Source organism: Mesoterricola sediminis, assembly GCF_030295425.1.
Lineage (GTDB): Bacteria > Acidobacteriota > Holophagae > Holophagales > Holophagaceae > Mesoterricola > Mesoterricola sediminis.
On sequence record NZ_AP027081.1, the window covers coordinates 560,410 to 576,929 of the forward strand.

The window sequence follows — 16,520 nt, forward strand, 5'->3', positions numbered from 1 at the left end:
GGCAAGATGGGGGAGACCCCGGTCCCCATCGGGATCGCCCCGAAGCCATCCTGCCCGCTGCCCTCAGCGTCCAGACCGTTCCAGGAGTTCCATGCACGGCGCCTCTTTCCTCTTCCTCCTCCTGGCGGCGGCCGCCGGTGCGGGCCTGGCGGTGGCCGGTTGGCGTTCCCGCCGGCGCCTGCGGGCCCGGGAGCCCCATCCCCCGGTCCCCGCGTCGGCGCCCTGCGAGGTTCCGGCGGCCCCCGCGGCCGGGGGTGGCGCGGCCGCCTGGGTCCTGCCGGGGATCCGGACGGAACTGGGCCTGGGCTACTGCGCCGGCCGGGAGGACGTCTACCGCCGCATGCTGGAGCGGTTCCGGGACGGGAAGGCCCGGGCGGGCGCGGACCTCCGCCAGGCCCTGGGCGCGGGGGACCTGGAGACCGCCCAGCGTCTGGTCCATACGCTGAAATCCACGGCCATGACCCTGGGAGCGGAGGCCCTGTCCTGGGCCGCCCGGGACCTGGAGGAGGCCCTCCTGCGGGGCGGGAGGCCGCCCGAGGCGGCCGTGGCGTGTTTCGAGGCCCGGCTGGAGGTGGTGGTGGAGGGGCTGCGCAAGGGGCTGGGCGAATAGGAAAAAGCGGCCTGTTTCGAAATTTTAATAACTGGGAAAAACCTAGGAATGACTTGTATGAATGCCAAGTTGGCACTTATGAGCTTGATTCTGTCGTTCGATCGTATTAATGCCTGTTTTCAAGAATTCAATTAAGAGCCAGCGCTCTGGTTTGCTTCTGTATAAAGGACTTGGAAATGGGGAAGGGCCGGGGCGGCCGCGCCGGGGAGGGTTCCGGGACGGAGGGGTTTGTATTAGCCTCTTGTTTCAATTGGCAACATATTCATTCCTGATCGTGAATTTCCTGGCCCCGCGCGGTTCCCCGTTGGAGTTCGCTTGATCCACCCTCGGTCCCCCCAGCCCGATGTTCTGAGCCGCTCCGGGCTGCCTGCGCTGGCCTTCCTGGCGCCCTGGGGGCTGTCGGGATTCCGGTGGCCCGGTGCCTTGGCAGGCGTCCTGGCGGCCGGCTGCACCGTCGCCGCCCGGCGTTTCGCCACCCAGGCCCCCGCGGCCGGCGCCCCCCCGGCGCCCGTCCCGGAGGCCCCCGCGCCGGCGCCCGGGGCGGCCCCCCTGGCCCAGGTGGCCCAGGCCGTGGTGCCGGTGTGGGCGGGGCAGACCGCCGAGGCCCGGCAGCAGATGGAGGAGGCCATCCGGGGCCTGGCCTCGCGGTTCGCGGGCATGCACGGGGAGCTGCGCAAGGCCCTGGACACCTCGGGGCTGGAGAGCAACCGGGAGCTGCAGGGAATCATCGACCGGGGGTCGGAGGCCCTGGCGGGGGTGGTGCGGGACCTGGCGGAGGGGGCCCGGGCCCGGGCCGTGGTGCTGGAGAAGATCCGGGGGCTGGCGGCGATCACGGAGGAGCTGCGGGCCATGAGCGAGGAGGTGGCCTCCATCGCCAACCAGACCAACCTGCTGGCCCTGAACGCGGCCATCGAGGCGGCCCACGCCCGGGAGCTGGGGCGGGGCTTCGCGGTGGTGGCCGACGAGGTGCGCAAGCTCTCGGAGCGCTCGGGCACGACGGGGAACGCGATCACGACCAAGGTGGCGTGGGTGAACCAGTCGCTGCTGGAGACCCTGCGGGAGACGGAGGCCTTCGGGGACCGGGAGGCGGAGGTGATCCACCGGGCGGAGGCGACCATCCACCGGGTGGTGGAGGACATCCAGGCCGGGGCGACGGACCTGTCGGGTTCGGCGCGGCGGTTCGAGGAGGCCGGGGAGGACCTGGGCCGGGAGATCTCGGGGACGCTGGTGCACCTGCAGTTCCAGGACCGGGTCTCGCAGATCCTGCAGAGCGTGATCGCGGACATGGAGAAGTTCGCGGCGGAGGTCGCGGGGGGCGGGGCGCTGGACGCGGCCGCGTGGCTCCGGGACCTGGAGCGCACGTACACGACGCTGGAGCAGCTCGCCGTGCACCACGGCGAGGGCGCGGGGGCGTCCGACGAATCCGACATCACCTTCTTCTGAGTGGAGCCATGGCCAGGACGATCATGATCATCGACGATTCCGTGAGCCTGCGGCAGGTGGTGGGCATCGCCCTCGCCGGGGCGGGCTACGAGGTGATCGAGGCCTGCGACGGCCAGGACGCGCTGTCGAAGCTCACGGGCCAGAAGGTGCACCTGATGGTGTGCGACGTGAACATGCCCAACATGGACGGGATCACGTTCCTGAAGACGGTGCGGACGCTGCCGGCCTACAGATTCACGCCGATCATCATGCTGACGACGGAAGCGGGCGAAGAGAAGAAGAAGGAGGGCCAGGCCGCGGGGGCGCGGGCCTGGGTGGTCAAGCCCTTCAAGCCCGAGCAGCTCCTGATGGCGGTTTCCAAACTCATCCTTCCCTGAGGTGTTGCCATGCTGACGTTCACGCGGTCAGGTTCCACGCTCAAGCTCGAGGGCGAATTGACCATTTTCGAGGCGGCCGAGGCCCGGGCGCGGCTCCGGGAGGAGCTGCGCCAGGCGCCCCTGGAGCTGGACCTGTCCGGGGTGGCGGAGGTGGACACCGCCGGCATCCAGGTCCTGCTCTGGCTCAAGCGGGAGGGCCAGGCCGCGGGGACCCCCGTGCCCTTCGGGAACCACAGCCCCGCGGTGGTGGAGGTCCTCGACCTGCTGCGCCTGGCCGGGGCCTTCGGCGACACCCTCCTCCTCGCCCCCACCCAATCCCCTTCCTGAGGACCGCGCCATGGACATGGATCAGGTCAAGCAGACGTTCATCACGGAGTGCCAGGAGCTCCTGGCGGCCATGGAGGAGGCCCTCCTGGGCCTCGAGGCGCAGCCGGACCCCGCCGAGTCCATCAACGCCATCTTCCGGGCGGTGCACACCATCAAGGGGTCGGCGGGCCTCTTCGGCCTGGATCCCATCGTGCGGTTCGCCCACGCGGTCGAGTCGGTCATGGACCGGGTGCGCGGGGGCCAGCTGGCCCTGGACGGCGACCTGGTGGGGCTCCTCCTGGCCTGCCACGATCACCTCGTGGTCCTCATCCAGGAGGGCACGGACGCCGAAGGGCAGCTCAGCCCGGAGCTCGGCGCGGAAGGGGACCGGCTTCTGGAGGCCCTGGTGCCCTGGCTGAAGGGGGAGGTGGCGACGGCGGCCATCCGGCCTGAACCCACGGGCCATCCGGCCGCGGGCCGCGATCACTGGCACCTGTCGGTGCGCTTCGCCCCCACGGTGCTCCAGACGGGCATGGACCCCCTGTCCTTCGTGCGGTATCTGGGCACCCTGGGCCGGATGGTGCACATGCACGCCCTCCTGGAGGGGCTCCCCGCCGGGGAGGCCTTCGACCCGGAGCAGTGCTACCTGGGCCTGGAGATGGACCTGGAGACGGACGCCGACCGGAAGACCCTGGAGGACGTGTTCGAGTTCGTGCGGGAGGAGAGCCAGGTCCGGCTGATCCCGCCCCAGGCCAAGGTGGAGGCGTACCTGGCCCTGATCCGGGAGCTGCCCGACGAGGAGCACCTGCTGGGCGAGATCCTGGTGGCCGGGGGCTGCATCACCGAGTACGACCTGGCCGAGGCGCTGCGGGTGCAGCGGGAGGCGGAGGACGGCCGGAAGGTGGGGACGATCCTCGTGCAGGACCAGGACGTGCCGGCCCCCGTGGTGGCGGCGGCGCTGGAGAAGCAGAAGAAGGCCCAGGACCGCCAGGCCGGGGAGCTGAAGATCGTGAAGGTCTCGGCGGACAAGCTGGACAAGCTCGTGGACCTGGTGGGAGAGCTGGTGATCGCCGGGGCCAGCGCGCAGACCCGCGCGGCGGGGGCCCGGGACGGATCGCTGCTGGAGTCCCTGACGGTGGTGAACAAGCTCGTGGAGGAGATCCGGGACAACGCCCTGAGTCTGCGGATGGTGCAGATCGGGGAGACGTTCGCGCGGTTCCGGCGGGTGGTGCGGGACGTGTCGAAGGAGCTGGGCAAGGCCATCGACCTGGAGGTGCAGGGGGCCGAGACCGAGCTGGACAAGTCGATCGTGGAGAAGCTGGCGGACCCGCTGATGCACATCGTGCGGAACGCCATCGACCACGGGATCGAGACGCTGGAGGTGCGTCGGGCGCGGGGGAAGCCGGATACGGGTTCGCTGGCGCTGAACGCGTTCCACGAGTCGGGGAGCATCGTCATCGAGGTGAGCGACGACGGCGGCGGCCTGGACCGGGCGCGGATCCTGCGGAAGGCCGTGGAGCGCGGGCTGGTGCAGGAGGGCGCGGAGCTGTCGGACGCGGAGATCAACGCGATGATCTTCGAGCCGGGGTTCTCCACGGCGGCGGCGGTGACGAACCTGTCGGGCCGGGGCGTGGGCATGGACGTGGTGCGCCGGAACATCGACGAGCTGCGGGGCACGGTCGAGGTGGAAAGCTACGAGGGCGCGGGCACGACGATCCGGCTGCGCCTGCCGCTGACCCTGGCCATCATCGACGGCTTCATGGTGACCGTCGGGGAGGCCACGTACGTGGTGCCCCTGGACATGATCATCGAGTGCCTGGACCTGGGCCCGTTCCTGGAGTCGGAGGAGAACCACCTGATCAACCTGCGGGGCGAGGTGCTGCCCTTCCTGCGGCTGCGGGAGGTGCTGGGTTCGCCCGGGGAGCGCCCGGCGCGGGAGCGGGTGGTGGTGGTGCAGTTCGGGGAGACCCGGGCGGGCATCGTCGTGGACCGGCTGCTGGGAGAGTTCCAGACGGTCATCAAGCCGCTGGGGAGCCTGTTCCAGCACCTGCGGGGCGTGGGCGGGTCCACGATCCTGGGCTCGGGCAAGGTGGCCCTGGTCCTGGACGTGCCCGAACTGGTCCAGCTCGCCGTGGGCGGGCGCAGTCAGCCCGGCCGCATCCTCCCGGCCCTCGCCCAGGGCTCCTGATCCATCCCCCCCCTGGGGTTCGTTGACGCACGTGCATTCACGCTTTTCTTTCGTTCCCGGATGTCCGCAACGCGCAGGCTCCGGGCCCCCCTTCCCCCCCTCTCTTCTTGAACGAAGGTGACCCATGAACTGGTTCAGGCGTCTCAGGCTCGCAGCGCAGCTCCTGCTGGCCTTCATCTGCGTTTCCATGGTTTCCGTGATCGTCGGCGGCATCGCCCTGGGCGGCGCGGGCAGCATCAACGACCGCGCCGAGCATACCTACGAGGACGCCGTGGTGCCCCTCCGGAACATGTCGGGGGCCCTGATCGAGCTGGCCTCCCTGCAGCAGCGCTTCCTCTATGCCGTCATCGCGCGCAGCGAGGAGACCCGCGCCAAGGAGACCCAGAACATGGGCAAGGCCCAGACCCAGATCCTGGACTGGGCCAAGAAGGAGCGGGCCACGGACATGACGCCGGCGGAGACCGAGGCCTGGAAGCGCTTCGACGGGGCCTGGCCGGAGTACCTGGCGGTCCTGGAGAAGGGGCTGGCCTTCGCGAAGGCCAAGAAGGACGATGAGGCCCGGCGGGTGATGGAGGAGGAGGCGCGGCCCCGGTACCTGGCCCTCCGCAAGACCTTCGACGAGATCATCGAGGCCAACCTCGGGGCCGCCGAGAAGGCCACCAAGGCCAACCAGGCCCTCTACGTGTCCTTCCGGGGCACCACCCTGGCGGTCATCGTCGTGGGCTTCGCCCTGTCCATCGGCCTGGGCCTGCTGGTCACCCGGGTGATCCGCGGCCAGGTGGGTGGCGAGCCGAAGGACGCCGCCGACGTGGCCCAGAAGGTGGCCGCCGGCGACCTCACCGTGGAGGTGGACCTGGCCCGGGGCGACACGACGAGCATGATGGCCTCCATCCACGCCATGGTCCTCAAGCTCCGCGAGGTGATCGGGCAGGTGCGCGAGAACGCCGAGTCCCTGGTGGGGGCCTCGGAGCAGCTCAGCTCCACGGCCCAGTCCCTGAGCCAGGGCGCCAGTGAACAGGCCGCCAGCGTGGAGGAGACCAGCGCCTCCATGGAGCAGATGAGCGCGTCCATCGCCCAGAACAACGAGAACGCCAAGGTCACCGGCGACATCGCGACCCGGACGGCCAAGGAAGCGGGTGAAGGCGGCGAGGCCGTGCGGGCCACCGTCGGCGCCATGAAGCAGATCGCCCAGAAGATCGCCATCATCGACGACATCGCCTACCAGACCAACCTCCTGGCCCTCAACGCCGCCATCGAGGCGGGCCGGGCCGGGGAGCACGGCCGCGGCTTCGCCGTGGTGGCCGCCGAGGTCCGCAAGCTGGCCGAGCGCAGCCAGGTGGCGGCCCAGGAAATCGGGGAGGTGGCCACCAGCAGCGTCGAACTCGCGGAACGGGCCGGCAAGCTTCTCGATGCCATCGTGCCCTCCATCCAGAAGACCTCGGACCTGGTCATGGAGATCGCCGCCGCCAGCAGCGAGCAGAACGCGGGGGTCGGCCAGATCAACGGGGCCATCGGGCAGATCAGCCAGGCGGTGGCCCAGAACGCGGCCGCCTCGGAGGAAATGGCCTCCACGTCCGAGGAAGTGAGCGCCCAGGCCGAAGAACTGCAGTCGGTCATGGCCTTCTTCCACCTGGACCGCGGCCCCGCCCGGACGGCGGCTAAGCGGTCGGGCGGCGCCCGCGCGGCCGCCAAGCCCGGGCCGGCCCGGGCCCGGGCCGCCCAGGCTGACGTGGACGAGCGCGAATTCACGAACTTCTGACGGGACCGGATCCCCCGGCATGACAAAGGAGGGCGCCATGGGCGCACCCATGCGTTTGGACAAGCGGGTCCGGGGCCAGGCGAACCTGGAAGCCTCGGCCCAGAAGACCCAGTACCTGGCCTTCGACCTGAACGGCGAAGCCTTCGCCATGGACATCCGGTGCATCAAGGAAGTCATCCAGTACGGGGCCCTGACGGCGGTCCCCCTGATGCCGGACTTCATCCGCGGGGTGATCAACCTGCGGGGCGCCGTGGTGCCCGTGGTGGACCTCTCGGTCCGCTTCGGGCGGACGCCCACGGACGTGGCGCGGCGCACCTGTGTCGTGATCCTGGAGGTGCCCTCGGAGGGCGGGACGGTGGAGTTGGGCATCCTGGTGGACAACGTCAGCGAGGTCCTGGACATCGCCGAGGCGGACATCGAGCCCGCCCCCGCCTTCGGCAGCGCCCTGCGCTCCGAATTCATCGCGGGGGTGGGCAAGGTGGGCGGGCGGTTCGTGATCCTTTTGGACGTGGCCCATGTCCTCTCCATCGAAGAGATGACGGCCCTGGCCTCCTCCTGCGCGCCGACGGAAATTGGGTAAAAATCGGCGTTTCGGAAATTAAACAAATAGGCAAAAATCGACGCCGCATGGCGGTGTGGAGGGGTGTATCCGCCGGGATATAAATGCATTTTTACATGTCGGCCTGAGCATTCCGAGGGATGACCGATGGTCAGTTGGGGCGACGGGTGGCGGGGACGCCCGATGGGCCGGGGCCCGGGCGGACTCCCGCGGGGCGGGCCGGGTGCCGGGAGGCTTAACAGGGTGGAATTTCCGTATTAGCCTTCCCCCATCGTTCTCAGTCGATCCGTTCCGCAGGTGCGACCTGCGTCCCTAGGCCCCAGCTCCCCGGGTTCTGCCCGGTGTTCCTGACCCGCGTCCCCGGACGCGGGGCGGGGGGCCGTGCGCCGGTCCATGGCCGGTTCCAGACCCGTGCCCGACCCCGTCCCTTCTGGAGGTACCCATGTCCTGGTTCAAGTCCCTTCGCCTGGCCACCCAGCTCCTCGTGGGCTTCATCACCGTCGCCTTCCTGGCCGGGGTGGTGGGGGTCATCGGCCTCGTCTACATCCAGTGGCTGGCCAAGGCCGACGCCTACATGTACGAACGGACGATGGCCCCCATGAAGGACGTGGTGGCCATCGTCAGCAATTTCCAGCTGAAGCGCAACACCCTCAGCAAGGTGGTGGCCGCCCCGGACCGGGAGAAGCTGGACGCCCTTCTGGAGGCCCTGCCCAGGCTCGACAAGGCCATCCAGGACGCCAGCGCCTCCTATGCCCGGGGCTTCGTGAACGCCGAGGACAAGGCCGACTTCGAGCGCCTCATGGCCACCTTCGAGGCCTATGACCGGGAGGTGACCGGGCCCACCATCGCGGCGAAGCGCGCCAACAAGGTCGCCGACGCCGTGGCCATCTCCTACAGCGCCCGCGTGGTGCAGCTGGGCGGCGAGGTCAATGCGTGCCTGGACAAGCTGGTCCAGGTGAACCTGGACACGGCCCACCACGTGTCCGAGGCCAATGAAAAGACGGCCACTTCCGCCACCGAAGGGATGGGGGCCGCCATCACCGCCGCCGTGGTCGTCGCCATCGTCCTGGGCCTGCTGGTGACCCGCCTCATCAAGGGCCAGGTGGGGGGCGAGCCCGCGGAGGCGGCCCTCGTGGCGCAGCGGGTGGCCGCCGGCGACCTCACCGTGGAAGTGGCGCTGGCGCCGGGCGACACCACGAGCCTGATGGCCTCCATCCACGGGATGGTGGCCAAGCTCCGGGAGGTCATCGGCCAGGTGCGGGAGACCGCGGGCAGCCTCGTCGGCGCCTCGGAGCAGCTCAGCGCCACGGCCCAGTCCCTGAGCCAGGGCGCCAGTGAACAGGCCGCCAGCGTGGAGGAGACCAGCGCCTCCATGGAGGAGATGAGCGCCTCCATCGCCCAGAACAACGAGAACGCCAAGGTCACCGGGGACATCGCCACCCGGACTGCCAAGGAAGCGGTCGAAGGCGGCGAGGCCGTGCGGGCCACGGTGGGCGCCATGAAGCAGATTGCCCAGAAGATCGCCATCATCGATGACATCGCCTACCAGACCAACCTCCTGGCCCTCAACGCCGCCATCGAGGCGGGACGGGCCGGGGAGCATGGCCGGGGCTTCGCCGTGGTGGCCGCCGAGGTGCGGAAGCTGGCCGAGCGCAGCCAGGTGGCGGCCCAGGAGATCGGCGAGGTGGCCACCAGCAGCGTCGAGCTGGCGGAGCGCGCCGGCCAGCTCCTGGACACCATCGTGCCCGCCATCCAGAAAACGTCGGACCTGGTCCAGGAGATCGCCGCCGCCAGCAGCGAGCAGAACGCGGGGGTCGGCCAGATCAACGGCGCCATCGGGCAGATCAGCCATGCGGTGGCGCAGAACGCCGCGGCCTCCGAGGAGATGGCCTCCACCTCCGAAGAGGTGAGCGCCCAGGCCGAGGAACTCCAGTCGGCCATGGCCTTCTTCCACCTGGCCGGCCAGCCCGCCGAGACCCGGAGGACCCGGGCGCGGGTGGCCCCCCGGGCCGCCCACGCCGAGCTGGACGAGCGCTCATTCACGAACTTCTGACCGGGTCCGTCCCGGAGCGGGAAAGGAGGGCGCCATGGACGCACCCATGCGTCTGGACAAGCGGAGCCGGAGCCAGGCCGCCCAGGAGGCCTCGGTCCCGAAGACCCAGTACCTGGCCTTCGACCTGGGCGGCGAGGCCTTCGCGATGGAGATCCGGTTCATCAAGGAGGTGCTCCAGTACGGGGCCCTGACGGCGGTGCCCCTGATGCCGGCGTTCATCCGGGGGGTGATCAACCTCCGGGGCGCCGTGGTGCCCGTGGTGGACCTCTCGGTGCGCTTCGGGCGCCCCCCCACCGGGATCGCGCGGCGGACCTGCGTGGTGATCCTGGAGGTGCCCTCTCCGGAGGGGCCGGTGGAACTGGGGGTGATGGTGGACCACGTCAGCGAGGTCCTGGACATCCCCGAGACCGACATCGACCCCGCCCCTGGCTTCGGGAGCGCGCTCCGCTCCGAGTTCCTCGCGGGCATCGGGAAGGTGGGGGGCCGGTTCGTCATCCTCCTGGACGTGGGCCACGTCCTCTCCATCGAGGAGATGGCGGCCCTGGCGGCACCCGGGGCGGAAGCCCCGGCCCTGGCCTGAGGGGGGGCGTGGGTTCAGTTGCCCTGCTGGGCGAATTCCTTGAGCAGGTCGGCCTTCTGCCGGGCGTACTCCGCTTCGGTGATCAGCTCCTGCTCCCTGAACCGCTTGAGGTCCCGGAGGCGGTCCTCCACCGTCGCCCGGCGGGCCGGACTGGGCGGGGGGGCCGCGGGCGCGGCGGCGGGCTGGACCGCCTTCGGCTGGACGGCGACGGGCGCCGGGGCCGGCGCGGACCTGGCGTCGGCCTTGGCCAGGGGCAGGGCCAGCCAATCACGGCGGACGACCACGGCGCCGGGGGCGCTGAGGGTGGCGGGGCCCGCCTTGGCCCGAGACCCGTACTCGAAGTCGGGCATGCGGTTATCCATGTTGTACACATAGATCCAGTCCTGGCGCACCTCGTTCACGATGAGCTGGAGGCGCCCGTCCTGGACGAAGGCCCGGGCGGTGACGCTGAAGGAGCCCGCGAAGAAGCCCGATTCCCGGTTGCGGGTGGCGAGGATCTGCAGGTCCTCCCCCGGGCCGGTGGAGGCGAGGGCGTCCGTCATGGCGCGCCCCAGGGCGTCGGCCTCGGCGGGCGCGAAGAGGGGAAGCACGGTGTTGCCGGACTGGAAGCGCACGGAGGCGAGGACCTGGCCGAGGGCCTCGGGGTCCACCACCGCCGGGTGGGCGCTGGGGGCGGCGCCGGCCTCGGCCGGGGCGCGGCGGACGTAGCTGAAGGACCCGAAATCCCAGGTCTTCTTGGGGCCGGCGGCGAGCGCGGGCAGGACGGCCAGGGCGAAGGCCAGGACGGCCGGGGAAGGGATGCGCACGGGGGCCTCCGGAAGCGGGGGGATGGCTTCCAGCTTACCCCAGCGGGGCGCCGGAGGGTCCGGGCCCGGGGGGATTGCATTTTTCAATACTGCAACACCCACCAAAGATTGAGTTTGTCGGAAATATTCCGATGAAATGTTCTACGATTGCTTTCCCCTTTCCTGTTTTCAAACCTGTGCCATCGTGGGCACCAGCCTGAAGCCAACCCCTTCCTGGAGCGTTTCCGTGATTGCCGTCGCCAAGTCCATCCCGGAGGCCTTGGGCCGCGCAGGCCTGCCGGCCGTCGCCTTCCTGGCGCCCTGGGGGCTCTCGGGGTTCCGGTGGCCCGGTGCCTTAGCAGGCGTCCTGGCGGCCGGCTGCACCGTCGCCGCCCGGCGTTTCGCCACCCAGGCCCCCGCGGCCGGCGCCCCCCCGGCGCCCGTCCCGGAGGCCCCCGCGCCGGCGCCCGGGGCGGCCCCCCTGGCCCAGGTGGCCCAGGCCGTGGTGCCGGTGTGGGCGGGGCAGACCGCCGAGGCCCGGCAGCAGATGGAGGAGGCCATCCGGGGCCTGGCCTCGCGGTTCGCGGGCATGCACGGGGAGCTGCGCAAGGCCCTGGACACCTCGGGGCTGGAGAGCAACCGGGAGCTGCAGGGAATCATCGACCGGGGGTCGGAGGCCCTGGCGGGGGTGGTGCGGGACCTGGCGGAGGGGGCCCGGGCCCGGGCCGTGGTGCTGGAGAAGATCCGGGGGCTGGCGGCGATCACGGAGGAGCTGCGGGCCATGAGCGAGGAGGTGGCCTCCATCGCCAACCAGACCAACCTGCTGGCCCTGAACGCGGCCATCGAGGCGGCCCACGCCCGGGAGCTGGGGCGGGGCTTCGCGGTGGTGGCCGACGAGGTGCGCAAGCTCTCGGAGCGCTCGGGCACGACGGGCAACGCGATCACGACCAAGGTGGCGTGGGTGAACCAGTCGCTGCTGGAGACCCTGCGGGAGACGGAGGCCTTCGGGGACCGGGAGGCGGAGGTGATCCGCCGGGCGGAGGCGACCATCCACCGGGTGGTGGAGGACATCCAGGCCGGGGCGACGGACCTTTCGGGTTCGGCGCGGCGGTTCGAGGAGGCCGGGGAGGACCTGGGCCGGGAGATCTCGGGGACGCTGGTGCACCTGCAGTTCCAGGACCGGGTCTCGCAGATCCTGCAGAGCGTGATCGCGGACATGGAGAAGTTCGCGGCGGAGGTCGCGGGGGGCGGGGCGCTGGACGCGGCCGCGTGGCTCCGGGACCTGGAGCGCACCTACACGACGCTGGAGCAGCTCGCCGTGCACCACGGCGAGGGCGCGGGGGCGTCCGACGAATCCGACATCACCTTCTTCTGAGTGGAGCCATGGCCAAGACGATCATGATCATCGACGATTCCGTGAGCCTGCGGCAGGTGGTGGGCATCGCCCTCGCCGGGGCGGGCTACGAGGTGATCGAGGCCTGCGACGGCCAGGACGCGCTGTCGAAGCTCACGGGCCAGAAGGTGCACCTGATGGTGTGCGACGTGAACATGCCCAACATGGACGGCATCACGTTCCTGAAGACGGTGCGGACGCTGCCGGCCTACAAATTCACGCCGATCATCATGCTGACGACGGAAGCGGGCGAAGAGAAGAAGAAGGAGGGCCAGGCCGCGGGGGCGCGGGCCTGGGTGGTCAAGCCCTTCAAGCCCGACCAGCTCCTGATGGCGGTTTCCAAGCTCATCCTTCCCTGAGGTGCGGCGATGCTGACATTCATCCGTTCGGGGCCGGTGCTGAAGCTGGAGGGCGAGCTTACGATCTTCGAGGCGGGTGAGGCCCGGGCGCGGCTCCGGGAGGAGCTGCACCAGGCGCCCCTGGAGCTGGACCTGTCCGGGGTGACGGAGGTGGACACCGCCGGCATCCAGGTCCTGCTCTGGCTCAAGCGGGAAGGCAAGGCCGCGGGGACCCCCGTGCCCTTCGGGAACCACAGCCCCGCGGTGGTGGAGGTCCTGGACCTGCTCCACCTGACGGGGGCGTTCGGGGACACCCTCGTCATCGCGCCCACCTCCCACCCTTCCTGAGGACCGCGCCATGGACATGGATCAGGTCAAGCAGACGTTCATCGCGGAGTGCCGGGAACTCCTCGAGGCCATGGAGGAGGCCCTCCTGGGCCTCGAGGATCAGGCGGAGCCCGCCGAGTCCATCAACGCCATCTTCCGGGCGGTGCACACCATCAAGGGGTCGGCGGGCCTGTTCGGCCTGGATCCCATCGTGCGGTTCGCCCACACGGTGGAGTCGGTCATGGACCGGGTGCGCGGCGGGCAGTTGGCGCTGGGGGGGGAGCTGGTGGGGCTGTTCCTGGCCTGCCACGATCACCTGGTGGCCCTCATCCAGGGCATCTCGGCCGGGGAGGCGGAACCCGAGGGACTCGCCGCCGAAGGGGACCGGCTCCTGGAGGCCCTCGTGCCCTGGCTGGAGGGCTCCGTGGCGACCCTGGCCGAACCGGTCCGGCCCGAGGTGGCGGCGCGCCCTGGCGGCACCCGGGACCACTGGCACCTGTCGGTGCGGTTCGCCCCCACGGTGCTGCAGCTGGGCATGGATCCCCTGTCCTTCGTGCGCTTCCTGGGCACCCTGGGCCGGATGGTGCACATGCACGCGATCCTGGACGGGCTCCCCGCCGGGGGGGCCTTCGACCCGGAGCAGTGCTACCTGGGCCTGGAGATGGACCTGGAGACGGACGCCGACCGGAAGACCCTGGAGGACGTGTTCGAGTTCGTGCGGGAGGAGAGCCGGGTCCGGCTGATCCCGCCCCAGGCCAAGGTGGAGGAATACCTGGCCCTGATCCGGGAGCTGCCCGACGAGGAGCACCTGCTGGGCGAGATTCTGGTGGCCGGAGGCTGCATCACCGAGTACGACCTGGCCGAGGCGCTGCGGGTGCAGCGGGAGGAGGAGGACGGCCGGAAGGTGGGGACGATCCTCGTGCAGGACCAGGACGTGCCGGCCCCCGTGGTGGCGGCGGCGCTGGAGAAGCAGAAGAAGGCCCAGGACCGCCAGGCCGGGGAGCTGAAGATCGTGAAGGTCTCGGCGGACAAGCTGGACAAGCTGGTGGACCTGGTGGGGGAGCTGGTGATCGCCGGGGCCAGCGCGCAGACCCGCGCGGCGGGGGCCCGGGACGGATCGCTGCTGGAGTCCCTGACGGTGGTGAACAAGCTCGTGGAGGAGATCCGGGACAACGCCCTGAGCCTGCGGATGGTGCAGATCGGGGAGACGTTCGCGCGGTTCCGGCGGGTGGTGCGGGACGTGTCGAAGGAGCTGGGCAAGGCCATCGACCTGGAGGTGCAGGGGGCCGAGACCGAGCTGGACAAGTCGATTGTGGAGAAGCTGGCGGACCCGCTGATGCACATCGTGCGGAACGCCATCGACCACGGGATCGAGACGCTGGAGGTGCGTCGGGCGCGGGGGAAGCCGGATACGGGTTCGCTGGCGCTGAACGCGTTCCACGAGTCGGGGAGCATCGTCATCGAGGTGAGCGACGACGGCGGCGGCCTGGACCGGGCGCGGATCCTGCGGAAGGCCGTGGAGCGCGGGCTGGTGCAGGAGGGCGCGGAGCTGTCGGACGCGGAGATCAACGCGATGATCTTCGAGCCGGGGTTCTCCACGGCGGCGGCGGTGACGAACCTGTCGGGCCGGGGCGTGGGCATGGACGTGGTGCGCCGGAACATCGACGAGCTGCGGGGCACGATCGAGGTGGAGAGCTACGAGGGCGCGGGCACGACGATCCGGCTGCGCCTGCCGCTGACCCTGGCCATCATCGACGGCTTCATGGTGGGGGTGGGCGACACGACGTACGTGGTGCCCCTGGACATGATCATCGAGTGCCTGGACCTGGGCCCGTTCCTGGAGTCGGAGGAGAACCATCTGATCAACCTGCGGGGCGAGGTGCTGCCCTTCCTGCGGCTGCGGGAGGTGCTGGGTTCGCCCGGGGAGCGCCCGGCGCGGGAGCGGGTGGTGGTGGTGCAGTTCGGGGAGACCCGGGCGGGCATCGTCGTGGACCGGCTGCTGGGCGAATTCCAGACCGTCATCAAGCCGCTGGGGAGCCTGTTCCAGCACCTGCGGGGCGTGGGCGGGTCCACGATCCTGGGCTCGGGCAGGGTGGCCCTGGTCCTGGACGTGCCCCAGCTGGTCCAGCTCGCCTCCGAATCGCGCGCGCACCCGGGCCGGGACCTGCCGGCCCTCTCCACCAACCGCTGATCCTTCTCCATCCCGGAGGTCCGCATGTCCTGGTTCAAGTCCCTCCGTCTGGCCACCCAGCTGCTCATCGGGTTCATCACCATCGCCGTCCTGGCGGGGGTGGTCGGGCTCATCGGCGTGGTCTACCTCGACCGCCTCGCCAAGGCCGACGCCTTCATGTACGAGAAGTCGATGGCCCCCATGAAGGACGTCGTGGCGATCGTCAGCAACTTCCAGCTGAAGCGCAACACCCTCAGCAAGCTCATCGCCGCGCCGGACAAGGCGAAGCTGGACGCGCTCCTGGAGGCCCTTCCGACCCTGGACAAGAAGATCAAGGACGCCAGCGCGTCCTATTCGAAGACCTATGTGAACGACGAGGACAAGACCAATTTCGAGCGGCTGCTGGGCCTGTTCGACACCTATGACGCCGAGGTGGCCCGGCCGATGATCGAGGCCCGGAAGGCCAACAAGCTCGCGGACGCCGTCGCGGTCTCGTACAGCGCGCGGGTGGTCCAGATCGGGGGCGAGGTCAACACCTGCCTGGAAAAGCTCGTTCAGGTCAACGTGGACGCCGCCCATCGCATCTCCGACGACAACCAGGCGACAGCCGCCTCCGCCATCCAGCGCATGGGCATCGCCATCGTCGTCGCCATGGCCGGCGCCATCCTGCTCGGCCTCCTCGTGACCCGGCTCATCAAGGGCCAGGTCGGCGGCGAACCCAGGGAAGCGGCCCTGGTGGCGCAGCGGGTGGCCTCCGGCGACCTCACCGTGGAGGTGGTGCTCGCCCGGGGCGACAGCACGAGCATGATGGCCGCCATCCACGGGATGGTGGGCAAGCTGCGGGAGATCATCAGCCAAGTGCGCGACAACGCGGGCAGCCTCGTCGGCGCGTCCGAGCAGCTCAGCTCCACGGCCCAGTCCCTGAGCCAGGGGGCCAGTGAACAGGCTGCGAGCGTGGAGGAGACCAGCGCCTCCATGGAAGAAATGAGCGCCTCCATCGCCCAGAACAATGAGAACGCCAAAGTGACCGGGGACCTGGCCTCCCGGACGGCCCTGGAGGCCCAGGAAGGCGGCAAGGCGGTGCGCCAGACGGTGGACGCCATGCACCAGATCGCCCAGAAGATCGCCATCATCGATGACATCGCCTACCAGACCAACCTCCTGGCCCTCAACGCCGCCATCGAGGCGGGCCGGGCCGGGGAGCACGGGCGCGGCTTCGCCGTGGTCGCGGCCGAGGTGCGGAAACTGGCCGAACGGAGCCAGGTGGCGGCCGAGGAGATCAGCCGCCTGGCCTCCGGCAGTGTGGACCTGGCTGAGCAGGCCGGGACGCTGCTGGACACCATCGTGCCGTCCATCCAGAAGACCTCCGACCTGGTGATGGAGATCGCCGCCGCCAGCGGCGAGCAGAACGCGGGCGTCGGCCAGATCAACGGGGCCATCGGCCAGATCAGCCAGGCCGTGGCCCAGAACGCCGCCGCCTCCGAGGAACTGGCCTCGACGGCCGAGGAGGTCAGCGCCCAGGCTATGGAACTTCGCTCCACCATGGATTTCTTCAGCCTAGAAGCCGGGCGGGCCCCGCGTGGAGCCGCCCGGAGGTCCCACGCCCACCCCACCCATTCTTGAAGGCAGGTG

15 protein-coding genes are annotated in these 16,520 nt (G+C 70.2%); 14 read left to right on the forward strand and 1 reads right to left on the reverse strand.

Features of this window, described 5'->3' with window-relative positions; all coding sequences use genetic code 11:
• Positions 1-91 precede the first annotated feature (91 nt).
• The 9 genes from R2J75_RS02520 (at position 92) to R2J75_RS02560 (ending at position 9,875) form a co-directional block, all read left to right on the forward strand.
• Positions 92-610, forward strand: a complete 519-nt coding sequence (locus tag R2J75_RS02520; protein ID WP_316411003.1) for an Hpt domain-containing protein — start codon at positions 92-94, stop codon at positions 608-610.
• Between the two features lie 423 nt (positions 611-1,033).
• On the forward strand, positions 1,034-2,053 hold the full coding sequence (locus tag R2J75_RS02525; protein ID WP_316411004.1) for a methyl-accepting chemotaxis protein: 1,020 nt from the start codon (positions 1,034-1,036) through the stop codon (positions 2,051-2,053).
• Positions 2,054-2,061: 8 nt separating this feature from the next.
• The gene (locus tag R2J75_RS02530; protein WP_316411005.1) at positions 2,062-2,430 is read left to right on the forward strand and encodes a response regulator; all 369 of its coding nucleotides are present in this window, start codon (positions 2,062-2,064) and stop codon (positions 2,428-2,430) included.
• A 9-nt stretch (positions 2,431-2,439) separates the two neighbouring features.
• Complete coding sequence (locus R2J75_RS02535; RefSeq protein WP_316411006.1) at positions 2,440-2,757, forward strand: STAS domain-containing protein; 318 nt, start codon at positions 2,440-2,442, stop codon at positions 2,755-2,757.
• Positions 2,758-2,767: 10 nt separating this feature from the next.
• Positions 2,768-4,924 carry a chemotaxis protein CheA gene (locus R2J75_RS02540; protein WP_316411007.1) on the forward strand — a complete coding sequence of 719 codons (2,157 nt, stop codon included), beginning with the start codon at positions 2,768-2,770 and terminating at the stop codon, positions 4,922-4,924.
• 124 nt (positions 4,925-5,048) lie between these two features.
• Entirely contained in the window at positions 5,049-6,683 is a 1,635-nt protein-coding gene (locus R2J75_RS02545) for a methyl-accepting chemotaxis protein (RefSeq protein ID WP_316411008.1), read from the forward strand.
• Between the two features lie 37 nt (positions 6,684-6,720).
• Entirely contained in the window at positions 6,721-7,263 is a 543-nt protein-coding gene (locus tag R2J75_RS02550) for a chemotaxis protein CheW (protein ID WP_243336004.1), read from the forward strand.
• Positions 7,264-7,684: 421 nt separating this feature from the next.
• The gene (locus R2J75_RS02555) at positions 7,685-9,295 is read left to right on the forward strand and encodes a methyl-accepting chemotaxis protein (protein WP_316411009.1); all 1,611 of its coding nucleotides are present in this window, start codon (positions 7,685-7,687) and stop codon (positions 9,293-9,295) included.
• Between the two features lie 46 nt (positions 9,296-9,341).
• Positions 9,342-9,875: a chemotaxis protein CheW gene (locus tag R2J75_RS02560; RefSeq protein ID WP_394365909.1), complete on the forward strand. Its 534-nt coding sequence runs from the start codon at positions 9,342-9,344 to the stop codon at positions 9,873-9,875.
• Between the two features lie 14 nt (positions 9,876-9,889).
• Here the strand turns inward: R2J75_RS02560 and R2J75_RS02565 are convergent, their stop codons facing one another.
• Positions 9,890-10,681 (reverse strand): SHOCT domain-containing protein, encoded by a 792-nt coding sequence (locus R2J75_RS02565; RefSeq protein ID WP_316411010.1) that lies wholly within the window; start codon positions 10,679-10,681, stop codon positions 9,890-9,892.
• Between the two features lie 226 nt (positions 10,682-10,907).
• Here R2J75_RS02565 and R2J75_RS02570 point away from each other — a divergent pair, with 226 nt between their 5' ends.
• The 5 genes from R2J75_RS02570 to R2J75_RS02590 are packed head-to-tail and all read left to right on the forward strand — an operon-like array spanning position 10,908 to position 16,511.
• Entirely contained in the window at positions 10,908-12,035 is a 1,128-nt protein-coding gene (locus R2J75_RS02570; RefSeq protein ID WP_316411011.1) for a methyl-accepting chemotaxis protein, read from the forward strand.
• An 8-nt stretch (positions 12,036-12,043) separates the two neighbouring features.
• Positions 12,044-12,412 (forward strand): response regulator, encoded by a 369-nt coding sequence (locus R2J75_RS02575; protein ID WP_316411012.1) that lies wholly within the window; start codon positions 12,044-12,046, stop codon positions 12,410-12,412.
• A gap of 9 nt (positions 12,413-12,421) precedes the next feature.
• On the forward strand, positions 12,422-12,739 hold the full coding sequence (locus R2J75_RS02580; RefSeq protein ID WP_316411013.1) for an STAS domain-containing protein: 318 nt from the start codon (positions 12,422-12,424) through the stop codon (positions 12,737-12,739).
• A 10-nt stretch (positions 12,740-12,749) separates the two neighbouring features.
• Positions 12,750-14,909, forward strand: a complete 2,160-nt coding sequence (locus R2J75_RS02585; RefSeq protein ID WP_316411014.1) for a chemotaxis protein CheA — start codon at positions 12,750-12,752, stop codon at positions 14,907-14,909.
• Between the two features lie 24 nt (positions 14,910-14,933).
• Complete coding sequence (locus tag R2J75_RS02590; protein WP_316411015.1) at positions 14,934-16,511, forward strand: methyl-accepting chemotaxis protein; 1,578 nt, start codon at positions 14,934-14,936, stop codon at positions 16,509-16,511.
• The last annotated feature ends 9 nt before the right edge of the window (positions 16,512-16,520 follow it).